General features: G+C 65.8%; 16 protein-coding genes. 10 read left to right on the top strand and 6 right to left on the bottom strand.

From position 1 onward, the window contains the following. From CAG31_RS22415 to CAG31_RS22405, 3 genes are read left to right on the top strand one after another with little or no spacing between them, the layout of a single operon-like run. Complete coding sequence (locus CAG31_RS22415) at positions 1-1,437, top strand: PIG-L deacetylase family protein (protein ID WP_085585293.1); 1,437 nt, start codon at positions 1-3, stop codon at positions 1,435-1,437. Continuing rightward, positions 1,434-2,588: a glycosyltransferase gene (locus CAG31_RS22410; protein WP_085585291.1), complete on the top strand. Its 1,155-nt coding sequence runs from the start codon at positions 1,434-1,436 to the stop codon at positions 2,586-2,588. The genes CAG31_RS22415 and CAG31_RS22410 overlap by 4 nt, the downstream gene beginning before the upstream one ends. Next, positions 2,585-3,469: a glycosyltransferase gene (locus CAG31_RS22405; protein ID WP_085585289.1), complete on the top strand. Its 885-nt coding sequence runs from the start codon at positions 2,585-2,587 to the stop codon at positions 3,467-3,469. Before CAG31_RS22410 ends, CAG31_RS22405 begins: the two co-directional genes overlap by 4 nt. A gap of 27 nt (positions 3,470-3,496) precedes the next feature. On the opposite strand, the gene CAG31_RS22400 is transcribed toward CAG31_RS22405, so the two are convergent. Further along, positions 3,497-4,714, bottom strand: coding sequence for an acyltransferase (locus tag CAG31_RS22400; RefSeq protein WP_085585287.1), 1,218 nt, complete (start codon positions 4,712-4,714; stop codon positions 3,497-3,499). Beyond that, the gene (locus tag CAG31_RS22395) at positions 4,714-6,576 is read right to left on the bottom strand and encodes a bifunctional O-antigen ligase/aminoglycoside phosphotransferase family protein (RefSeq protein ID WP_085585285.1); all 1,863 of its coding nucleotides are present in this window, start codon (positions 6,574-6,576) and stop codon (positions 4,714-4,716) included. The genes CAG31_RS22400 and CAG31_RS22395 overlap by 1 nt, the downstream gene beginning before the upstream one ends. A 154-nt stretch (positions 6,577-6,730) precedes the next feature. On the opposite strand from CAG31_RS22395, the gene msbA reads away from it, so the two are divergent. From msbA to hldE, 3 genes are all read left to right on the top strand, one after another. Continuing rightward, entirely contained in the window at positions 6,731-8,533 is a 1,803-nt protein-coding gene (msbA, locus tag CAG31_RS22390) for a lipid A export permease/ATP-binding protein MsbA (protein WP_085585283.1), read from the top strand. A gap of 169 nt (positions 8,534-8,702) precedes the next feature. Then, positions 8,703-9,407: a sulfotransferase family 2 domain-containing protein gene (locus CAG31_RS22385; protein ID WP_085585281.1), complete on the top strand. Its 705-nt coding sequence runs from the start codon at positions 8,703-8,705 to the stop codon at positions 9,405-9,407. Positions 9,408-9,560: 153 nt separating this feature from the next. Beyond that, on the top strand, positions 9,561-10,985 hold the full coding sequence (hldE, locus tag CAG31_RS22380; RefSeq protein ID WP_085585279.1) for a bifunctional D-glycero-beta-D-manno-heptose-7-phosphate kinase/D-glycero-beta-D-manno-heptose 1-phosphate adenylyltransferase HldE: 1,425 nt from the start codon (positions 9,561-9,563) through the stop codon (positions 10,983-10,985). Positions 10,986-11,050: 65 nt separating this feature from the next. Here the strand turns inward: hldE and CAG31_RS22375 are convergent, their stop codons facing one another. From CAG31_RS22375 to CAG31_RS22360, 4 genes are all read right to left on the bottom strand, one after another. Next, on the bottom strand, positions 11,051-12,019 hold the full coding sequence (locus tag CAG31_RS22375; RefSeq protein WP_085585277.1) for a metal ABC transporter ATPase: 969 nt from the start codon (positions 12,017-12,019) through the stop codon (positions 11,051-11,053). 31 nt (positions 12,020-12,050) lie between these two features. Continuing rightward, positions 12,051-12,863 carry an aldo/keto reductase gene (locus CAG31_RS22370; protein WP_085585275.1) on the bottom strand — a complete coding sequence of 271 codons (813 nt, stop codon included), beginning with the start codon at positions 12,861-12,863 and terminating at the stop codon, positions 12,051-12,053. After that, positions 12,860-14,035, bottom strand: coding sequence for an FAD-binding oxidoreductase (locus CAG31_RS22365; protein ID WP_085585272.1), 1,176 nt, complete (start codon positions 14,033-14,035; stop codon positions 12,860-12,862). The genes CAG31_RS22370 and CAG31_RS22365 overlap by 4 nt, the downstream gene beginning before the upstream one ends. Before the next feature lie 132 nt (positions 14,036-14,167). Beyond that, complete coding sequence (locus CAG31_RS22360; RefSeq protein ID WP_085585270.1) at positions 14,168-14,500, bottom strand: multidrug efflux SMR transporter; 333 nt, start codon at positions 14,498-14,500, stop codon at positions 14,168-14,170. A 102-nt stretch (positions 14,501-14,602) separates the two neighbouring features. On the opposite strand from CAG31_RS22360, the gene CAG31_RS22355 reads away from it, so the two are divergent. From CAG31_RS22355 to CAG31_RS22340, 4 genes are all read left to right on the top strand, one after another. Next, the gene (locus CAG31_RS22355) at positions 14,603-15,505 is read left to right on the top strand and encodes a LysR family transcriptional regulator (protein ID WP_085585268.1); all 903 of its coding nucleotides are present in this window, start codon (positions 14,603-14,605) and stop codon (positions 15,503-15,505) included. 11 nt (positions 15,506-15,516) lie between these two features. Further along, positions 15,517-16,791, top strand: coding sequence for a lipid IV(A) 3-deoxy-D-manno-octulosonic acid transferase (gene waaA, locus CAG31_RS22350; protein ID WP_085585266.1), 1,275 nt, complete (start codon positions 15,517-15,519; stop codon positions 16,789-16,791). Positions 16,792-17,018: 227 nt separating this feature from the next. Further along, a complete protein-coding gene (gene tssI / locus CAG31_RS22345; protein ID WP_085585264.1) occupies positions 17,019-19,040 on the top strand; it encodes a type VI secretion system tip protein TssI/VgrG in 2,022 nt (673 codons plus the stop codon). Further along, complete coding sequence (locus tag CAG31_RS22340) at positions 19,037-19,870, top strand: DUF4123 domain-containing protein (protein ID WP_085585262.1); 834 nt, start codon at positions 19,037-19,039, stop codon at positions 19,868-19,870. The genes tssI and CAG31_RS22340 overlap by 4 nt, the downstream gene beginning before the upstream one ends. The last annotated feature ends 146 nt before the right edge of the window (positions 19,871-20,016 follow it).

Genomic DNA, 20,016 nt, shown 5'->3' with positions numbered 1-20,016 from the left:
ATGAACCGCAAACAGCAACTGCTCAAGCGTCACCGGCGCAACAAGCGCATCGGCCTGCTGGTCGCCTTGATCGTCCTGGCCGTGTTGGGCTTCGCGGTGGCGTGGTGGTTGCCGCCGCTGCTCGCGGTGCTCGGCTGGATCGCCCACGAGGCCTGGTTCGCCGATCACCTGTTCTATTCGCCGAAGGACGACTATCGCTACAGCTTCCCGCCGTTCACCCCGCAGCCCAAGGTGCACCTCAACGGTGGGCAACTGCGTCTGGATGACGGCGTGATGCTGGTGGACGACGCCACCCTGATCCTCGCCGTGAAGGTCAAGAGCACCTGGCTGGGGCGTTTTCTCGATCCGCGGGTCGAGTTGCTCGGCGGCGACGACCCGGATGCGCAGACCTTCGAGCGGGGCGTCAACGGCCTGCGCTACCTGAACCTGAGCGGCCAGGCCCAGGCGCTTTCCCAAGGCCGGCTGCGCCTGCGCGGACGTTTTTGCCGGGTGTCCGGCGAGCCGCTGCTGTGGGCGCTGGAGCAGCCGGACTACCGCCGTCAGCGGGTGATGGTGATTGCGCCGCACGCCGACGACGCCGAACTGGCGGCCTACGGGCTGTACAGCCAGGCCGACGAGGCGTGGATCGTGACGCTGACCGCCGGTGAGATCGAAGCCGATCACTACCGGCAGATGGGCCTGGACAAGGTCGAGGCGGCGCGGCTCAAGGGCCGTCTGCGTGCCTGGGACAGCCTGGCCGTGCCGCGTTGGGCCGGCGTGCCGCAGGCGCATTGTGTGCAGCTCGGCTACTTCTGCCTGCAACTGGCGGCGATGCAGGCCGCGCCGGATCGGCCGGTGGGCTCGCGGGAGGCCGACCTCAACGACACCCGGCTGTTCCGCCGCTTGAATCCGTTCACGCTGCCTGGCGATGCCGACGGCGCGCCGACCTGGAACAACCTGCTGGCGGACCTGCGCGAAGTGCTGCTGCGGGCGCGTCCCGAGGTGATTGTGCTGCCGCACCCGACCCTCGATCCGCACCCCGACCACCTCTGCTCGCAGCAGGCGGTGATGCAGGTGCTGGAGGGCCTGGACTGGCAGCCGACGCTGCTCGGCTACGCCAACCATCTGCACGACAACGACCGCTGGCCGATGGGCGACAACGGCCAGGGCATCGCGCTGCCGCCTGCGTTCGACGCGACGGTGGCGATGCAGCCGCTGTGCCTGCCGCTGTCGCTCGCGCAGCAGCGCGACAAGGCCATGGCGCTGGGCATGATGCACGACCTGCAGCCGCCGGCCCCGTTCAAGCGGCGCCTGCGCCGTTGCCTCCAGCGGATGCTGGCGGGCCGGAAGCCGTCGGTGTACGGCGAAAACGAATTCTTCAGAAAAGCGGTGCGGCGCCAGGAGTTGTTCTGGCAGGTCCGCCCGGGTGAGACAGGCGTCCAGCGGGGAGAGGTATGAGTCAACGTTCAAAGGTGCTGCAGCTGCAGCCGGACTACAACGTCAAGGCCCATGATTTTGCCGACCTCGCGGAGCAGATCGTCAAGGCCCTGCCCAAGGACCGCTATGAGGTGACCGCCGCGTTCCTGCGCGGCAAGCCCGGTTCGGGCGAGCCGGTGAGCCGCGCCGACCGTTCGGTGTACTTCGAGTTTTCCGACAAGTCCCTCAAGGGCATGCGCCTGCGGGCGATGTGGCAGTTGTACAAGTTCTGCCGCCGGGAAAAGTTCGACGTGGTGATCTGCAACCGCTTCAAGCCGGTGAACATGATGCTGGCCCTCAACCGCTGGCTGAAGGTGCCGCTGTGCATCGGCATCTCCCATGGCTTCGGTGAATACGACCGCTTCTACCGGCGACGCCAGACCCAGCGCCTGATCGACCGGCACTGGCGCTTCGTCGGCGTGTCGCCGGCGGTCAAGCAGTACCTGTTGGACTGCGCCTGCGGCTTCACCGACGCCAACACCTGGGCCATCACCAACGCCATCGACATCGAGCAGGCCGAAGGCCTGCAGCACAGCCGCGAGCGTGCCCGCGAGCTGCTGGGGATCGACCCTGGCGTGCGTCTGGTCGGTGCCCTGGGGCGGCTGGTGTCGGTCAAGGGCCACACCTACCTGTTGCAGGCCTTTGCCGCGCTGAAGGACAAGTACCCGAACACGCAACTGGCGATCATCGGCGCCGGCCGCCTGCAGGCGTCGCTGGCCGAGGAGATCGCGCAACTGGGCCTGACCGGCCGCGCGCACCTGCTCGGCTTCAAGGAAAACGCCCTGCAGTACGTTCGCGCCTTTGACATCTGGACCATGCCGTCGCTGGCCGAAGGCCTGGGCCTGGCCCTGCTGGAAGGCATGAGCGGGCATCTGCCGGTGATCGCCTCGAACGTGCCGGCCATGCTGCCGCTGATCGAAGGCGCCGGCGGCCTGGCGGTCGCGCCCAAGGACGTGTCGGGCCTGACCGCGGCGCTGGACGCCTACCTCGGCCTGTCGGACGAGGAACTCAAGGCCAAGGGCGCGCAAGCTTACCGCTATCTGCAGCAACAGCACGACATCGAGGTGTTCCGTCAGGAATACCTGAACCTGATCGACTCCGGCCTGGAACAGGCCCGCAAGGAACAGCCATGAGCGACGCGCAACCTCTCGTCACCGTCATCATCGCGTCGTACAACCACGGCCCGTACATCGAGGAAAGCATCCTCAGCGTCATCAACCAGACCTACCCGAACATCGAGCTGCTGGTGGTCGACGACGGCTCCAAGGACGACAGCGCCCAGCGCATCGGCGCCTTGCAGGCCCAGCATGGCTTCGACTTCCGCGTGCAGCAGAACCAGGGGCTGACCAACACGCTCAACGGCGCCATCGCCCGGGCCAAGGGCAGCCTGATCGTGCCGTTCGGTTCCGACGACATCATGTACCCGGACCGGATCGCCACCCAGGTCGCGTACATGGACGGCAAGCCGGAGGTGGGCATCTGCGCCGGCAACATCGAACTGATCGACGCCGACGGCAACCTGTACCCGGAAAAGCGCCAGCGCCGCGACGTGCCGTTCCGCCGCCTGGACTTCGATGACATGTTCCTGGAGCGCAAGCCGTATCCGCCGGCGCCGACCCTGATGATCCGCCGCGAAGCGCTGGAGAAGGTCGGCGGCTTCGACCCGACGATCCGGCTGGAGGACCTGCTGATCGAACTGAAGGTCACCCGCGCCGGCTACTTCATCGACGGCCTGAACGTGGTGATGGCGCGCTACCGCAAGCACGCCACCAACTCCTACAAGAACCACCGGTTCATGATCGACAACATCCTGCGCACCTACGCGTTGTTCAGCGACCATCCGCTGTACGACGAGGTGCGCTTCAAGTCGCTCAACTCGATGTTCCTCAAGACCGCCAACCGCGACCGCAAGCTGGCGCGGGAACTGCTGGCGCAGATCCCGTTCAAGGCCTGGAACAAGAAAACCTGGCGCGGCCTGGGCCGCTTGCTGTTTTCGCCGCTGGAAAAGGATTGAGCCCACCCCCGGGAAGGGCGCCCGGCTTCAGCGGGCGACCTTCTGGGCCAGGCGTTTCTGGCTTTCCTTGCGCTGGCGCAGCCGGTTCAGCAGCGTCTTGCCGAGGGCCATCCCCGGCCGCTCGATGTACAGGAAGGTCAGGCTGCTGATGAGGATCAGCAGGCAGGTGCACACCGCCAGCAGCGGCAGGTAGACCCACGCGTCCCGTGCATCGACCTGCAGCCACAGCGGCAGGCGCTGCACCATGGCCCAGAGCACGAAACCGTGCAGCAGGTAGGTGCTGTAGCTGATTTCGCCCATCCAGCGGATGCTGCGCGGCTTGAGTGCGCCGAACAGCGAATTGCCCGACGCCACGATCACGAAGAACAGCCCCAGCAGAAGCAGCGGCGGCGCCTTGAACGCCCGGTTGAACGCCGTGAAGGCGATCGCCAGGGCCAGCAGGGCGACGATGCCGGCCGTGCGTGTCCGGCTCCAGGCGACCAGCTGCGGCCGGCGGATCCAGTAGGCCGCCGCGATCCCGCCGAGGAAACTGGCCAGGAAATGCTTCTTCAGCGAGTGTTCCCAGCCCACCGCCTGATACAGCGCGTAGATGCCGACCAGGCACAGCAAGACCTGCCGCCAGCTGCCGCGGTAGATGAACACCATGCCGGCCAGCGGCAGCGCCAGGTAGAAGAACACTTCATAGGCCAGCGTCCAGGTCACGTTGGAGATCAGCATGCCGGTCTGCGGGTAGCGGTTGATGTCGGGCCGGTCGAACGTCAGCCAGGCCAGCACCTGCCGGGCCAGTTGGCTGCCCGGCTCCTTCAGTTCCCAGCCCTGCAGGTGGAACACCGTGACGAACACCAGCAGCATCAGGGGCAGGTACAGCGGATACAGCCGGAACACCCGCGAGATCCCGAACGCCAGCCAGTCGTGCCGGCGGCCGTGGGTCAGCAGTCGGTCCCAGAACAGGAACCCGGTGATCATGAAGAACAGGGCGACGCTGCCCTGGCCGAGCATGGCGTAGAGGTTGTTCGGCGGAAAGTCGATCACCCCGGTGCGCAGGAATATCCAGGTGATGATCGAGTGGTGCACGAACACGCCGAACGCCAGGTAGCCGCGCAGCCCGTCGATGCTGGCGAAACGGCTCTCTCCGGCGTGCTGCAGGTGCCGGGTGATGGTCGGGACCGCCCGCAGCAGCAGGGCGGCGCTGGCGATGGCCAGCGCATAGGCGGCCAACGCGATGAGGGGATTGGTTTCGTTCATCAGTGAACCCGGGCCGGAGCGTTGCTGGCCAGCACTTGCCTGTGCAGGTTATCCACAGCGGATTGCGACGCGGTCATGGCATAGCCCTGAAGCAGCGCGTCGAGATGGTCTTCGAACAGCCAGCGCTTGTCGACGGTGTAGCGTTGCATGTGGCGCAGGTTGCGCTGACGCAGCGACAGGCCGAGCGCGGACGGGTAGATGCGCAGGTCGGCCAGGTCGATCAGGCCGAACTCGCCGTCCTCGAGCACCAGCACGTTGCCCAGGTGCAGCGAGCGGAAGTACACGCCCTGCTCATGCAGTTGCGCCATGAACCGGCCGAAGCGCTCCACCAGTGCCTGACGCACCGCCGGGGCGGTGATGCCCTGCAGCACCTGGCGCAGGGTGTGGCCCGGCAGCGGCGAGTAGTGCACGGCGCTGCTGCCGTCGTCCAGGCGATAGAGGCCGAGCACTTGCGGGGTCGGGATGCCCATCCGGCGCAACTGTTCGCTGTTGACGGCAAAGCGCTCCGAATAGGGGTTGAAGCTGCCGGAGGTGTACCAGCGGCGCGGGCGGAACAGCTTCAGGAAACTGCCGTCGCCAAGGCGCAGGACCTTCGGGCCCAGGCCGTCCTCTTCGATCACCTGGGCATCGCTGGCCATCTGCTGCAGTCCGGCCGCCGACAGCGGCTCCACCGGCAGCGCCAGCAGGCGCCGGGCCCGCTGGTTGATGGACAGGGCGGCGATCAGCGCCAGGGGAATCCACAGCAGGAACCAGTGTTCCTTCGGCCGGGAAATGATGCCGCCGCCTTCCGTCAGGCCGGCGCCGATGCCGAACACCAGCAGGGCCGAGGCGAGGATCAGCAGCGGCTGCACACGCTGGCGCCAGCTGCTGTACAGACCCCAGACCTGGAAGAACAGCCAGGGCAGCAGGCCCAGGATGCCGACGTAATAGAGCACGCCCAAGGTAAAGCTGTGGGGCTCGGCGAAGTCGTAGCCGACCCCCGGGTCGATGGCCAGGCTGGCGTTGTAGCCATGGCCGATCCACGGGTGTTCGGCGATCTTGTGCAGGGCCATCTGCCAGATCTCCAGGCGGTAGGAGTCGCCGCGCTCGATCAGCATCTGGCCGAACAGCCAGGACACCCCGAGGCCGCCGACGGCCATGGCGCCGAGCAGGAACAGCGAGCGCCGGTTCCAGCAGATGAAGCACAGCCACAGCGCCGCCAGCGTGAGGGCCACCAGCGGAGTCCTGGAGCCGGTCGCGATCACGGCCATGAACATCACCGCCATGGCCGGCACGCTGAGCCACAGGAACTGCCGGCGCTTGGCGATCATGGTCATGCCCAGCCAGTAGGCGCTGAAGAAGCCGAACAGGTGCGAGCTCAGCAGCGGGTTGTCGAACGCCCCGCCGCCGACCAGGCGCATGCCGGGTTCGTAGGCGCGGGCGAACAGGAACAGGAACACGGCCGTGGCCGCCAGCGCGATCAGCGCGGCGGTGAACAGCAGCGGCTGCAGCAGCTCGCTGCGGTAGCGCACGAGCAGGTAACAGCCGGCAAACAGCAGCACGGTGTGCAGCGGCGGCTTGAACATGCCGCCGACCGGTTCATCGGCGGGGCCCCAGCACAGGCTGAGCAGCGCCCATCCGACGAACAGCAGGAGGGCGACGATCAGCGGCTCGCGCAGCAGTTCCCGGGCTTCCCTGGGGCGCAGGCAGAGGGCGATCAGCGTCGGAATGCTGAACAGGCCGTAGAACAGCTTGTGGTGCAGGCTGCGTCCCGGCAGGAAAAACAGCGCGCACAGGAGCAGGAGATAGCCGAGGGGAAGAATCCACAGGCAAATGAAATCGAAGACCCGGTTAGAGGTGCTGTTGAAGCCGCGAAGTTGCATGCTGTGAGTTTAAATCCTGAAAAGGTACGGCCATTCGGATGATGGCTATTTGACGCTGAACGAGACGCCTAACAATACCAGCCTTTCGCCGATTGCCAGAGACCTGAAGAAGCTGTGCTAAAGTCAGCGTCCTTTTTATCGACTTCTGCGTGATATGACCGACTCCAGTCCCGCCGCAAGCCCATCGAGCTTGAAAATCTACTTCCGCCTGCTCGGTTACGTCAGGCCGTACATCAGTCTGTTCCTGATCAGCATCGTCGGTTTCCTGATCTTCGCCTCGACCCAGCCGATGCTCGGCTACATCCTCAAGTACTTCGTCGACGGCCTGTCCAACCCCGAGGCGGCGCTGTTCCCCTCCGTGCCTTACCTGCGCGACCTGCAGCTGCTGCAGGCCGTGCCGCTGCTGATCATCCTGATCGCCGCGTGGCAGGGGCTGGGCTCCTACCTGGGCAACTACTTCCTGGCCAAGGTCTCCCTGGGCCTGGTGCATGACCTGCGGGTGCAGCTGTTCAACAACCTGCTGATCCTGCCCAACCGCTATTTCGACAAGCATAACTCCGGCCACCTGATTTCGCGCATCACCTTCAACGTGACGATGGTCACGGGGGCGGCAACAGATGCGATCAAGGTCGTAATCCGTGAGGGCATGACCGTCGTCTTCCTGTTCGCCTCGCTGCTGTTCATGAACTGGAGGCTGACGCTGGTGATGGTCGCGATCCTGCCGCTCATCGCCTTGATGGTGCGCACCGCGAGCAAGAAATTCCGCAAGCAGAGCAAGAAGATCCAGCTGGCCATGGGCGACGTGACCCATGTCGCCTCGGAAACCATCCAGGGCTACCGCGTGGTGCGCAGCTTCGGCGGCGAAGCCTATGAAGAGAAGCGCTTCTTCGACGCCAGCCAAGGCAACACCGACAAGCAACTGCGCATGACCCGCACCGGCGCGATCTACACGCCGCTGCTGCAGCTGGTCATCTACACCGCCATGGCGATCCTGATGTTCCTGGTGCTGTTCCTGCGCGGCGACGCCTCGGCCGGCGACATGGTGGCCTATATCACCCTGGCCGGCCTGCTGCCCAAGCCGATCCGTCAGCTGTCCGAAGTCAGCTCGACCATCCAGAAGGGCGTGGCGGGCGCCGAAAGCATCTTCGAACAGCTGGACGTCGAGCCGGAAATCGACACCGGCACGGTCACGCGCGATTCGGTCAGCGGCCGTCTCGATGTGCGCAACCTGAGCTTCACCTACCCGGGCACCGAACGTCAGGTGCTCGACGACATCAGCTTCTCGGCGGAGCCGGGGCAGATGGTGGCGCTGGTGGGGCGTTCGGGCAGCGGCAAGTCGACGCTGGCCAACCTGATTCCGCGCTTCTACCACCACGACAAGGGCGAAATCCTGATCGACGGCGTGGAAGTGGAGCAATACAAACTGCTGAACCTGCGCCGGCACATCGCCCAGGTGACCCAGCACGTGACCCTGTTCAGCGACACCGTGGCCAACAACATCGCCTACGGCGACCTGGCCGGCGCGCCGCGCGAGGACATCGAGAAGGCGGCCCGCGACGCCTACGCCATGGACTTCATCGCGCAGCTGCCCCAGGGCCTGGACACCCAGGTCGGCGAAAACGGCGTGCTGCTCTCCGGCGGCCAGCGCCAGCGCCTGGCGATCGCCCGCGCCTTGCTCAAGAACGCGCCGTTGCTGATTCTCGACGAGGCCACCTCGGCGCTCGACACCGAATCCGAGCGGCACATCCAGGCAGCGCTGGATCAAGTGATGAAGGGCCGCACCACACTGGTGATCGCCCACCGCCTGTCGACCATCGAGAAGGCCGACCTGATCCTGGTGATGGATCAGGGCCGGATCGTCGAGCGCGGCACCCACCAGTCGCTGCTGGCGCAGAACGGCTACTACGCCCGCCTCAACGCCATGGGCCTGGACGCCCCGGCCGAAGACATCGCCTGACCCCTTGCGGTGGCGAGGGAGCAGTTCCCCTCGCCACCGGTCCGGTTTGTATCCGCTCCTTTACGCTTCTTGACCAAACCGGAATAAATCCCGGCACCGCGCTTGTTAAGGTTCCTGAACGAACCCAGAACCTGAACCGAAGGGCCATCCCCTTCACGCGGATCCCGTCATGCTGCAACGTTATCTCTGGAAACTGCTGCCCAAACCCCAGCGCGCCTTCCTGCTGGGGCGCCTGCCGGTGGTCGACCGGCAAGTGGTGAACAAGTCGATGTCGGCCCAACGGGCCTTTCCCAAGGCGTTCGAGCAGCGTGCCTGCCTGTTCATCCATGTGCCCAAATGCGCCGGCAGCAGCATCTGCACGGCGCTGTTCGAAGGCTGGCGCCCCGGCCACCTGCCGCTGTACTGGTACGAAGAGCAGTTCCCCGAGCGCTACGCGGCGGCGTACAAGTTCGCCTTTGTGCGCGATCCGCTTGAGCGCGCCTACTCGGCCTATGCCTTTCTGCGGGGCAATGAGCTGGGCAGCCGTGACCAAGGGGCCCAGCGGCTGGTCAGGCGCTACCGCGATTTCGATGACTTCGTCGCCCGCTGGCTGCACGCCGAAACGATCCCGCGGCAATTGCACTTCGCCGCGCAAACCGACTTTCTCGTCGATTCGCTGGGGCACCTGGCGCTGGACTTCATCGGCTACCAGGAACATCTGGAGCGGGATTTCCACCTGGTCTGCGAACATTTGGGGATCGAAGGGCGGTTGCCTCACGTCAACGGCTCCCGCCAGCGTCAGCCGATGCCGGCGCGGGAGTTCTGCTCGGTGCGCACCCGTCGGCTGGTGCGGCGGGTGTACCAGCGCGACTACGACCTGCTCGGCTATGAGTGAACGGTGCCGTGCGCCGGCCTGCCTACGGCGGCGTAGGTGCTCAAAAAACGAGCAAAAAAGTCAGCTGTTTCATCCTGTTGCAGCCGCTGCACAAGCCTTCGCCCACCCTGTGCTAATATCGCGCCCCTGTTCATTTTGTATGTGGGTTGCTCCATGAAGTTGTCCATGCCGCGATTCGATCAAGCCCCTGTCTTGGTGGTCGGCGATGTCATGCTCGACCGTTACTGGCATGGCGGAACCTCACGGATTTCCCCTGAGGCGCCGGTTCCGGTCGTCAAGGTCGAGCAAATCGAAGACCGTCCGGGCGGCGCCGCCAACGTTGCCCTCAACATCGCCGCGCTGGGTGCGCCGGCTTCGCTGGTCGGCGTGACCGGCGACGACGAGGCCGCCGACAGCCTGAGCAACAGCCTCAAGGGCGCGGGCGTGCGGGCCCTGTTCCAGCGCATCGCGCACCAGCCGACCATCGTCAAGCTGCGGGTCATGAGCCGGCACCAGCAATTGCTGCGCATCGATTTCGAAGAACCGTTCGCCACCGATGCCCTGGCCTTGGGCGCACAGGTCGACGACCTGCTCGAAGGCATCAAGGTGCTGGTGCTGTCCGACTACGGCAAGGGTGCGCTGAAGAACCACCAGGCGTTGATCCAGGCCGCCCGCGCCAAGGGCATCCCGGTGCTGGCGGATCCGAAGGGCAAGGACTTTTCGATCTACCGCGGCGCCAGCCTGATCACCCCGAACCTCAGCGAGTTCGAGACCATCGTCGGCAAGTGCGCCGACGAGCACGAACTGGTGAGCAAGGGCGCGGCGCTGATGCACGACCTTGAGCTGGGCGCGCTGCTGGTCACCCGCGGCGAACACGGCATGACCCTGCTGCGCCCGGAGCATCCGGCGCTGCACCTGCCGGCCCGCGCCCGCGAAGTGTTCGACGTGACCGGCGCCGGCGACACGGTGATCTCCACCCTGGCGGCGGCGATCGCCGCCGGCGAGGACCTGCCCCATGCGGTGGCGCTGGCCAACCTGGCCGCCGGCATCGTGGTGGGCAAGCTCGGTACGGCGGCGATCAGCGCCCCGGAACTGCGCCGCGCGATCCAGCGCGAAGAAGGCTCCGAGCGCGGCGTGCTGGGGCTGGAGCAACTGCTGCTGGCGGTGGCCGATGCCCGCGCGCACAACGAGCGGATCGTCTTCACCAACGGTTGCTTCGACATCCTCCACGCCGGCCACGTGACCTACCTCGAACAGGCACGGGCACAGGGCGACCGTCTGATCGTGGCGATCAACGACGACGCGTCGGTCAGCCGCCTGAAGGGGCCGGGCCGTCCGATCAACAGCGTCGACCGGCGCATGGCCGTGCTGGCCGGCCTCGGTGCGGTGGACTGGGTGATCAGCTTCCCTGAAGGCACCCCGGAAAACCTGCTGCGCGAGGTCAAGCCGGACGTGCTGGTCAAGGGCGGCGACTACGGGATCGACCAAGTGGTCGGCGCCGACATCGTCAAGGCCTACGGCGGCACGGTGAAGGTGCTGGGGCTGGTGGAAAACAGCTCCACCACGGCGATCGTGGAAAAGATCCGCAAGTCCGAGTGAAGCCCTGAAAAAGACCGCGCCGGTGATGCGCTCGCAAGAGCCATCGCCGGCGCGGTCTTTGGCTTTCAGGAACCCACGTTCTTGCTCGGCACGATTCGCTTGAGCAGTTGCGTCGCCTTGCCCCGCAACCGGGCCAGCCCCGTGTCCTTGGCGGGCGCGGTCAGCCCTTGCTGGCGCAGCCAGTCCTTCCAGCGGATCCGCTCATCGCGCACCAGCCAGCCGTCCTGCCGGGCGAAGCTTTCGGCCAGGTACAGGCCCCGGGTGCCGGCCGGGTGCAGCTGGCCTTTCTTGAGTGTGTACAGCTCGGCCAGCGGCTCGCCGTCCTGCAGCGGCATCAGGTAAAGGTCCGGACGCTTGCGGTCCAGCCGCGCCACCAACTGGTCGCCTTCCAGCCGCTCGTCCACATGGAACAGGCTCAGGTTCTTGGCTTCCTTGGGCACGTCCAGGCGCAGGTCGTAGATCAGCTGCAACGAGGCGGTCGGCAGGTGCACGTAGGCCCGCGGGCGTTCCATCAGTTGCAGGCTGGCGCAGCGCACCGGCCGCGCCGAGCCGGACTCCGGCGTCAGGCGAAACGGCAGGGCTTCGCGGTAATGCAGTGCCGAGGCGTAAGGCGCCGGCAGCCAGGTGTCGTTGAAGCGCCCGCCGAGCCAGCCTTCGGGCGTCTCCAGCAGGCATTCCTCGGCGATTTCCTGGATGGCCGTGTGCAAGGGCAGGTTCAGCTCATGGGCCGGCACATAGCCTGAGATCAGCTTCAGCACCACATCGCCGCGGTCCTGCCGGCGCTGGCGCACCAGTACCCAGTAGTCGCGGCTCTGCCAACGCAGGGTCAGGCGCACCGAAACCCCGAGGTTGGCCAGCTCCAGCGCAAAGCGCTCGGCGTCCGGCACCGTGACCGGCCGCCGCCGCTGCAGGGTCTGGGCGAAGTTCAGCGGCCTGCCGACGCTCTGGTAGGTCAGGCCTTCCGGGGTGGCTTCGACGAACAGCGGCAGGGTCTTGAAATTGCTCGGGTTCTTTCTGATGAGCGTGCGCGGCATGTCGGCTCCTGCTTAAGGCCGCGGGGCGGCGTCAGAGACCACGAAGGACCTGTGCAACGGTCGCGACGTTGTGGGCGAGGTGCAGCGGGTTGATCGTCCCGACGATGGCGCTGGCCACGCCGGGCTGCCCGAACAGCAGCTCAAAACTGGCGCGCACCGGATCCACGCCGGGATCGAGGCAAATGTGACCGCTGGCCAGGGCCTTCTTCACCAGAATGGCCTTGCCGTGGGCAGCAGCATAGTCAATGACGGCCCTTTCGCTCTGTTCGTTCAGATTGTAGGTGACCATCGCGCAGTCGCCTTGCTCCAGCGCCTTCACGCCGCCTTCGACGGTCTTGCCGGACATGCCGAAGCCGCGGATCTTGCCTTCGGCCTTGAGCGCCGCAAGGGTTGCGTACACTTCGCAGCCTTCGAGGATGGCCATGTCGTTGCCGTCCGAATGCACCAGCACCAGGTCGATGAAGTCGGTCTCCAGCCGCTGCAGGCTGCGTTCCACCGACATCCGCGTGTGGGCGGCGCTGAAGTCGTGGCGCGACTGGCCGTCGGCGAACTCTTCGCCGACCTTGCTGACGATCACCCAGTCATGGCGCTGGCCGCGCAGCAGCGGGCCGAGGCGCTCTTCGCTGCGGCCGTAGGCCGGTGCGGTGTCGATCAGGTTGATGCCCAGGTCCCGGGTGAGCTTCAGGAGCATCCGGGCTTCGTCGTCGTCGGGGATGCGGAAGCCGTTGGGGTATTTCACGCCCTGGTCGCGGCCAAGCTTGACCGTGCCCAGGCCCAGCGGCGAAACGCTCAGGCCGGTGCTGCCCAGGGGGCGGTGGAGATCGTGCAGGGTCGCTTGGCTCATGGCAGCAATTGCTCCCAGGCCGGCACACCCAGGGGCGGCTTGGGCAGGGCCGGCAGGGCGGTGGGGGCGCCCGGCTTGATGCCGTCGCGCTCCAGGGCGGCAAGCACCCGGTCGGCGAAGTCCGGCGCCAGGGCCAGTTTGGTCGGCCAGCCCACCAGCAGGCGGTCCTGTTCGGCGAGGAAGGCGTTGTCGGGGCGGGTCAGGCCGGTCTGCAGCGGCTCGGCGCGGTCCACCCGCAGGGTCGCCCATTGCGCGCTGCCGAGGTCGATCCACGGCAGCAGTTGGCCGAGCTCTTTCTGTGCGGTGGCGATCTGCTCGGCCGGCTCGCGGGCCACGCCGTCGGCTTCGGCGATGTCGCCGCCCAGGTACCAGACCCACTGGCCGTCGGCCGCCGGGTGGGTGGTCACGGTGATGCGCGGCTTGGTGCCGCCGCCCAGGCAGTGGGCGTACAGCGGCTTCAGGCCAGGGCCCTTGACCATGATCATGTGCAGCGGGCGGGTCTGCATGGCCGGCTGGCTCAGGCCCAGCGCCGCCAGCAGGTCGGCGGTGCCGGCGCCGGCGCTGAGGACGATGCGTTGGGCGCGGATCTCGCGTTCGTCCACCTTGAGGCCCACCAGCGCGCCGTTCTCCAGCAGCGGCTCGATCTTCTGGCCGGACAGCAGACCGTCGCCCGCCAGTTCCGCCAGGCGTGCGATCAGGCTCGGCACGTCGATCACCAGTTCGGCCAGGCGGTAGACCTTGCCCTTGAAGCGCTTGTCCTGCAGGGCCGGCGGCAGTTGCTCGCCCTTGACCTGATCGACCCGCCCGCGCACGGCCTTGCTGGCGAAGAAACTGGTGAGGTTGCCCGCCAGGGTGCCCGGCGACCACAGGTAATGGGCCTCGGACAGCAGGCGCACGCCGGCAAGGTCCAGCTCGCCGTCACCGGCCAGCGCTTCGCGCCAGCGGCGCGGCATGTCGGCGATGGCCTCCGAGGCGCCGGTCAGGGCGCCGTGCAGCGCGTACTTGGCGCCGCCGTGGATGATGCCCTGGGACTTCACGCTCTGCCCGCCGCCGAGGCTGGCGCTTTCCACCAGCACGGTCGAAAAGCCCTGGCGGCGCAGGCGCGCGTTGAGCCAGAGACCGGCGACACCGGCGCCGACAATCAGCACGTCGGTGGAAATTGTGGATGGCATGCGACGACCTCAGTGTTCAAGACGAGGGCGCAGTATACAGACTCGGGGAAGGGGGGATTTGCTGCTGATCATCCGTCTGCAGGCCCAGACAGATTCCCGTGGCGAGCGAGCTTGCTCGCCACGGGTTCGCCGTCAGTGGCCGGCGGTCTTGGAGAACAGCTGGATCACGACGACGCCCAGCACGATCAGCGCCATGCCCAGCATCGCCGGGATATCCAGCTTCTGTCCGTAGATGAACAGCGCCGCCACGCTGACCATCACGATGCCCATGCCGGCCCACACCGCGTAGGCGACGCCCACCGGCACGCTGCGCACCACCAGGGTCAGCATCCAGAAGGCGATGCCGTAGCCGACGATGACCAGCAGCAGCGGCAGGGGCGTGCTGAATCCCTTGACCGCTTTCATCGAGACGGTGGCGATCACTTCGGCGCAGATGGCAATGGCCAGGTAGGCGTAGGCGGTCATGGTTCGATCCTCATGTGAAACGTTGCTTTACGAGTCCGCATTTTAGGGATTGCCCGGATGCGGTAAAGTCATTACCTATCTGTTTTGAAGATGGGTTGCGCAATGAACATGCAATGGAACCTGGATCAGTTGCGGGTCTTCGTGGACGTCGCCGAGCAGCGCTCGTTTTCCGCCGTGGCGCGCCGGCAGCGCAAGGCGCAGTCGGCGATCAGCAGCGCGGTCGCCCAGTTGGAGGATGACCTGGGCGTCAGCCTGTTCGAGCGCAGCAGCGGGCGTCAGCCGAGCCTCACCGAGGCCGGCGAGGCGCTGCTGGAGGACGCCCGGGAAGTGCTGCGCCAGTGCGAACGCCTCAACGGCCGGGCGATCGCGATGATGCGCGGTGAGGAAGCGCAACTGCGGGTGGCCCAGGACGAGGCGATGCCCTATCAGGCCCTGGTGGAAAGTTTCGGCGCGCTGGCCGAGCAGTTCCCCAGCCTGGAAGTGCAGCTGACCAGCGCCGCCCAGGGCGAAGTGGCGCGCAAGCTGGTGGAGCGCCGTGCCGATCTGGGGCTGCTGTTCTATCACGATGAAATCCCCGAAGCGCTGGAGCGCCGGGTGCTGGGCAGCGTGGACATGGTCACGGTGTGCGGCGTCAACCATCCGCTGGCGGCGCAGCCGTACGTTGATGCCCGGCAACTGGCGCAGCACCGGCAGTTGCTCATGTCGACCCAGACCAGCGTCTACCCCGGCAACGAGCCCGCCAGCCCGCAGGTGTGGCGGGCCGATAGCTTCTACGTGATGGCCGAATGGCTGGTGCGGGATCTGGGCTGGGCCTGGCTGCCGCGCCATGTGGTGCAGTATTCGGCGTATCAGGGCCTGATGGTCGAACTCGACAGCGAATGGACGCCGCCGGCGCTGGTGGTGGAGCTGGTCTGGCGCCGCGACGAACCGCTGGGGCCGGCGGCCCGTTGGCTGGCCGAACGATTTGCCGTGCACTTGCGGGCGATCGGCGACAAAAGCCGATAGACTGCGCCGCCATGAATAGAACTCTTTACTCCGCGCTGTTTTACCTGGGGCTGCCGCTGGTGGCGATTCGGCTGTGGCTGCGTTCGCGCAAGGCGCCGGCCTACGCCAAACGCATCGGCGAGCGTTTCTCCTACGAGATGCCGGCGCTGCGGCACGGCGGGATCTGGGTGCACGCGGTGTCGGTGGGCGAAAGCATCGCCGCCGCGCCGATGATCCGCGCCTTGCTGCAGCGTTATCCGCAGCTGCCGATCACCGTGACCTGCATGACCCCGACCGGTTCGGAGCGGATCCGCGCCCTGTTCGCCGACGAGCCGCGCATCCAGCACTGCTACCTGCCTTATGACTTGCCCTGCGCGGCCGCGCGTTTCCTGGACCGTGCGCAGCCCAAGCTCGCGGTGATCATGGAAACCGAACTGTGGCCCAACCACATCCACCAGTGCGCCAAGCGCGGGATACCGGTGGCGCTGGCCAACGGGCGGCTGTCCGAGCGTTCGGCCAAGGGTTATGCGCGGTTCGGCAAACTCACCGGGCCGATGCTGGCCGAGATGAGCCTGTTCGCCGTGCAGACTGAGGCCGAGGCCCAGCGTTTCCGCGACCTGGGCGCGCGGCCGGAGACGGTCGAGGTCACCGGCTCAATCAAGTTCGACCTCACCGTCGACCCGCAATTGCTGCAGCGCGCCGCCGAACTGCGCGGGCAGTGGCAGGCGTTGGAGCGTCCGGTGTGGATCGCCGCCAGCACCCACGTCGGCGAGGACGAAGTGGTGCTCGACGCCCACCGTCGCCTGCTGGCCAACCATCCCGATGCGCTGCTGATCCTGGTGCCGCGTCATCCGGAACGTTTCAACGCTGTGTTCGAACTGTGCCAAGGGCAGGGCTTCGCCACGGTGCGCCGCTCCACGGGCGCGAATGTCGAGGCCGGCACGTCGGTGCTGCTCGGCGACACCATGGGCGAACTGCTGTTCCTGTACGCCCTGGCCGACAGCGCCTTCGTCGGCGGCAGCCTGGTGCCCAACGGCGGGCACAACCTGCTGGAGCCGGCGGCGCTGGCCAAGCCTGTGATCAGCGGCCCGCACCTGTTCAACTTCCTCGACATCGCCGCGCAGATGCGCAGCGCCGGGGCGTTGGCCGAGGTGGACGATGCCGAAGGATTGGCGGTTGAAGTGCAGCGCCTGTTCGAGCTGCCCCGGGATGCGCAGCGCATGGCCGAGGCGGGGCTGGACGTGATGCGCCGCAATCAGGGGGCGTTGCGGCGGTTGCTGGATGGGTTGGGCCGGCTGATGAAATAGTTCGCCGCTCCACTCACAACCCACAAGAAACCGACAGTCATGTCGGTTTTTTTGTGGGCGTTGTCCGGACAGGTTTACCGACTTGGGAAGCGTCCTTCCTTGTTTAAAGACCACTCCTACATTCGGCCATTTCCTGCTTTGTTAGTGTGCCCGCCAGTTTTCGCGAGCACAGACCACGGACGGTTTGGACATCGCGCTTCTTTTCCTCATTGCTTAAGGATAAGCGTATGTTCCGGTCGGTCAGTGCCGCGCCTTTCGCGTTGCAGATTCCCGCTGTTCGTCATGACTTCAAGGTGCTGGCTTTCAGCGGCACCGAAACCATCAGCATGCTTTACGGCATCCACGTTGAACTGGTCAGCGAGCATCCCGATTTCGACCTGGGGCGTCTGCTCGGCCAACCGGCGTTTTTGCAGTTCGGCCATAACGGCGAAGGCCTTCACGGGCACATCGACGAGGTGATGGCTGGCGAGTCGGGCAAACGGCTGACCCGCTATCACCTGACGCTGGTGCCGGCCCTCTATTACCTGCAGTTCAGCCACGATCAGCGGATTTTTCAACAGCGCACCGTGCCGCAGATCATCGCGCACGTGCTCAAGGGGCATGGCATTCAAGGCGATGCCTTTCGCTTTCATGTCGCGACGAATCCACCGCGTGAGTACTGCACCCAGTACGGGGAATCGGACTTCGAATTCATCCAGCGTCTGTGCGCCGAGGAGGGCATCGCCTGGCATCACCAGCATTCGGCGGATGGCCATTTGTTGGTGTTTACCGATGATCAGGTGTTCCTGCCCAAGCTTGGCTCCACGCCGTACCAGCAGGATTCGGGCATGGTCGCCGAGCACTCGGTGGTCAGCCGCTTCAGCCTGCGTAACCGCACACGAACCAGCACCGTCACCCGCCGCGACTACGACTTCAAGCGCCCCAGCCTGTTGCTCGAAAGCCGTTTCACCGCCGAGTTCACCCCAGTGCTGGAGGACTATCGCTATCCGCTGTTGATCGAGAATGAACGGCGCGGCAAGCAACTGGCGCGTCAGGCCCTTGAGCGCCATCGCAGCGACTATGAACTGGGCGAGGGGCAAAGCGATCAGGCCCATCTGCGCTGCGGCCATCTCTTCGAACTGACCGAGCACCCGCGCCAAAGCTGCAATGAACTGTGGTTGTTGGTGAGCGTCAGCCATGCCGGGAAGCAGCCGCAAGTTCTTGAGGAGTCGGTCACCGGTGACACTCAAGACACTGACGGCTTCACCCAGGGCTATCGCAACACGTTCAGTGTGATCCCTGCCGAGGTGGTGTTTCGTCCTGCTCTGCCACCGCGACGCCGACCGCTGGTCGCGCAAACGGCGCGGGTGACCGGCCCCTCCGGCGAAGAGATCTACTGCGACGAATACGGCCGGGTGAAGTGCGAATTCCCGTGGGATCGCGCCGAACTCAACAGCGAACGCAGCAGTTGCTGGCTGCGGGTCTCGTCGAATTGGGCCGGTGAAGCCTTCGGTTCGGTGACGATCCCGCGCATCGGCATGGAAGTGTTGGTGACCTTTCTGGAGGGTGACCCGGATCGGCCTTTGATCACCGGTTGCGTGGCCAACAAGGTCAACTCGGTGCCCTATGCCTTGCCGGATAACAAAAGCAAAACCGTGCTGCGCAGTCACAGCACACCGCACACCGGCGGCTACAACGAACTGATGATCGAAGACCGCGCCGGCCAGGAAAAAATCTACCTGCGCGCCGAGCGCGACTTCGAGCAACTGATCCTCAACGACAGCCGCAGCCAGATCCGCCGCGACCGTTTCGAGCAGGTCGACCAGCACAGCGTCAGCCTGATCAAGGCTGATGAACGGCACACCACCGACGGCACGCGCAACACGGTCATCGGCACCGATGACCTGCTCAGCATCAGCGGCAACAGCAGCACCACGGCCAGCGGCACGCTGGTGATTCAGGCCGGCCCGCATGCACGGGTGACCGCCAGCCAGGTGGTGATCGATGCCGGCGCTAGCTTGACGCTGACGGCAGGCGGTCATCACCTCGTGATCAATTCGGGCGGGATCTTCAGCAGTGTCGCCATCGTCGAGGGCGGTGCGCCGGTGGCAGGCGTGGTTGCGCAGACAGCGTTGGCGGCGGTGCCCGAGGAACAGCACGCGCAGGTCTTGTTGTCCGTGACCGCACAACAGGTCGCGCTGGCCCAGGCCGCCGAGCAGGCCTCTTCAGTGTGCGCCGTGTGCGAAAAACTGGCGCAGGTGGGCGCATGAACCGGGCTTATCTGTTACTGGATCGAATCCAGATCGCCAACCTTGCCGATCGCCTGTTCGAGCTGACGGGCCGCGCGGCGGTTCATTCGCTTTATCAGCACACCGCTTACAGCGACCTGGACGGTGTCGGGCCGTTGTTGACGGAAGTTCTGCCTGACAGCCCGCTGGAACGGGTGTTCTGGCAGGCGTGGAGCGCGACAGCGGGTATCTGGCTGGAGTCGGAGGCCGACGAACTTCAGGTGCTGGAGCATCTGCGTGGTTTGGTCCACGCACGGGTCGAAGGAGGCGCGACGGTTTTTTTCCGCTTCTACGATCCGCGCGTCACAGCCTCCTGGCTGGCGGATTTGCCCTTTCTTGAGCGGGATCGCCTGATGGGGCCGATTCGACTGATCCGTTTGCCGGGCCTGGAGATCCGTCAGCAAGCCGCGCAACCGGCAATCCCCTATGCGCAGCAGCCTTGGCTGGGGCTGGCAGCCGAGCAGCTCGATCACCTCGACACCGCGAGGCGCGAGTCTTTCGACCGGCAACTGATCGAGCACGTTCGGCGCCACTTTCCCGGATCGCTCAAGTCCCTGGACGTCTGCGCGCTGCGGCAATGGGCATCGGACTGTCAGTCGAGCGCCGCGCGCAGCGGTTTCAGCGCCGTCGATGAAGTACTGATCTGGTCTCGATTGCCGGCCGTGCTGGGCAGGGATTTCCCCGATGGTTCGGAGCATGGCGTTTATCGGCAGCTACTGACCGAACCCGGCGTCACACCCCATCAGCGTCTGGACAACCTCAACCATGCATTGACGCAACAGTTACTGACTGAAAAGGAACTCGCCCCATGAGCGCCGAAAAACTGGCCATGGTTGACCAGGCTGCTCAGGCCTACCGCGCGGCCAGAGCCCAGCCCCATGTGGACATCAACAGCCCGGTGATGCCGTGCCCGGCGAGCCAGGCCGAGCTGTTCGTCGTGCCGGTGCGTTATGCGCTG

It is taken from the genome of Pseudomonas sp. R25(2017) (genome assembly GCF_002112565.1).
Lineage (GTDB): Bacteria > Pseudomonadota > Gammaproteobacteria > Pseudomonadales > Pseudomonadaceae > Aquipseudomonas > Aquipseudomonas ekonensis.
This window is presented reverse-complemented; position numbering and strand designations above follow the sequence as displayed.

What these genes read in the sequence shown, in the direction of transcription:
- CAG31_RS22370 (WP_085585275.1), bottom strand. Translation starts at nt 12,863, where the DNA reads ATGAGCCAAGCGACCCTGCACGATCTCCACCGCCCCCTGGGCAGCACC.
- CAG31_RS22400 (WP_085585287.1), bottom strand. Translation starts at nt 4,714, where the DNA reads ATGAACGAAACCAATCCCCTCATCGCGTTGGCCGCCTATGCGCTGGCC.
- hldE (WP_085585279.1), top strand. Translation starts at nt 9,561, where the DNA reads ATGAAGTTGTCCATGCCGCGATTCGATCAAGCCCCTGTCTTGGTGGTC.
- CAG31_RS22355 (WP_085585268.1), top strand. Translation starts at nt 14,603, where the DNA reads ATGAACATGCAATGGAACCTGGATCAGTTGCGGGTCTTCGTGGACGTC.
- CAG31_RS22395 (WP_085585285.1), bottom strand. Translation starts at nt 6,576, where the DNA reads ATGCAACTTCGCGGCTTCAACAGCACCTCTAACCGGGTCTTCGATTTC.
- CAG31_RS22405 (WP_085585289.1), top strand. Translation starts at nt 2,585, where the DNA reads ATGAGCGACGCGCAACCTCTCGTCACCGTCATCATCGCGTCGTACAAC.
- CAG31_RS22365 (WP_085585272.1), bottom strand. Translation starts at nt 14,035, where the DNA reads ATGCCATCCACAATTTCCACCGACGTGCTGATTGTCGGCGCCGGTGTC.
- CAG31_RS22385 (WP_085585281.1), top strand. Translation starts at nt 8,703, where the DNA reads ATGCTGCAACGTTATCTCTGGAAACTGCTGCCCAAACCCCAGCGCGCC.
- CAG31_RS22340 (WP_085585262.1), top strand. Translation starts at nt 19,037, where the DNA reads ATGAACCGGGCTTATCTGTTACTGGATCGAATCCAGATCGCCAACCTT.
- CAG31_RS22375 (WP_085585277.1), bottom strand. Translation starts at nt 12,019, where the DNA reads ATGCCGCGCACGCTCATCAGAAAGAACCCGAGCAATTTCAAGACCCTG.
- tssI (WP_085585264.1), top strand. Translation starts at nt 17,019, where the DNA reads ATGTTCCGGTCGGTCAGTGCCGCGCCTTTCGCGTTGCAGATTCCCGCT.
- CAG31_RS22410 (WP_085585291.1), top strand. Translation starts at nt 1,434, where the DNA reads ATGAGTCAACGTTCAAAGGTGCTGCAGCTGCAGCCGGACTACAACGTC.
- CAG31_RS22415 (WP_085585293.1), top strand. Translation starts at nt 1, where the DNA reads ATGAACCGCAAACAGCAACTGCTCAAGCGTCACCGGCGCAACAAGCGC.
- waaA (WP_085585266.1), top strand. Translation starts at nt 15,517, where the DNA reads ATGAATAGAACTCTTTACTCCGCGCTGTTTTACCTGGGGCTGCCGCTG.
- msbA (WP_085585283.1), top strand. Translation starts at nt 6,731, where the DNA reads ATGACCGACTCCAGTCCCGCCGCAAGCCCATCGAGCTTGAAAATCTAC.
- CAG31_RS22360 (WP_085585270.1), bottom strand. Translation starts at nt 14,500, where the DNA reads ATGACCGCCTACGCCTACCTGGCCATTGCCATCTGCGCCGAAGTGATC.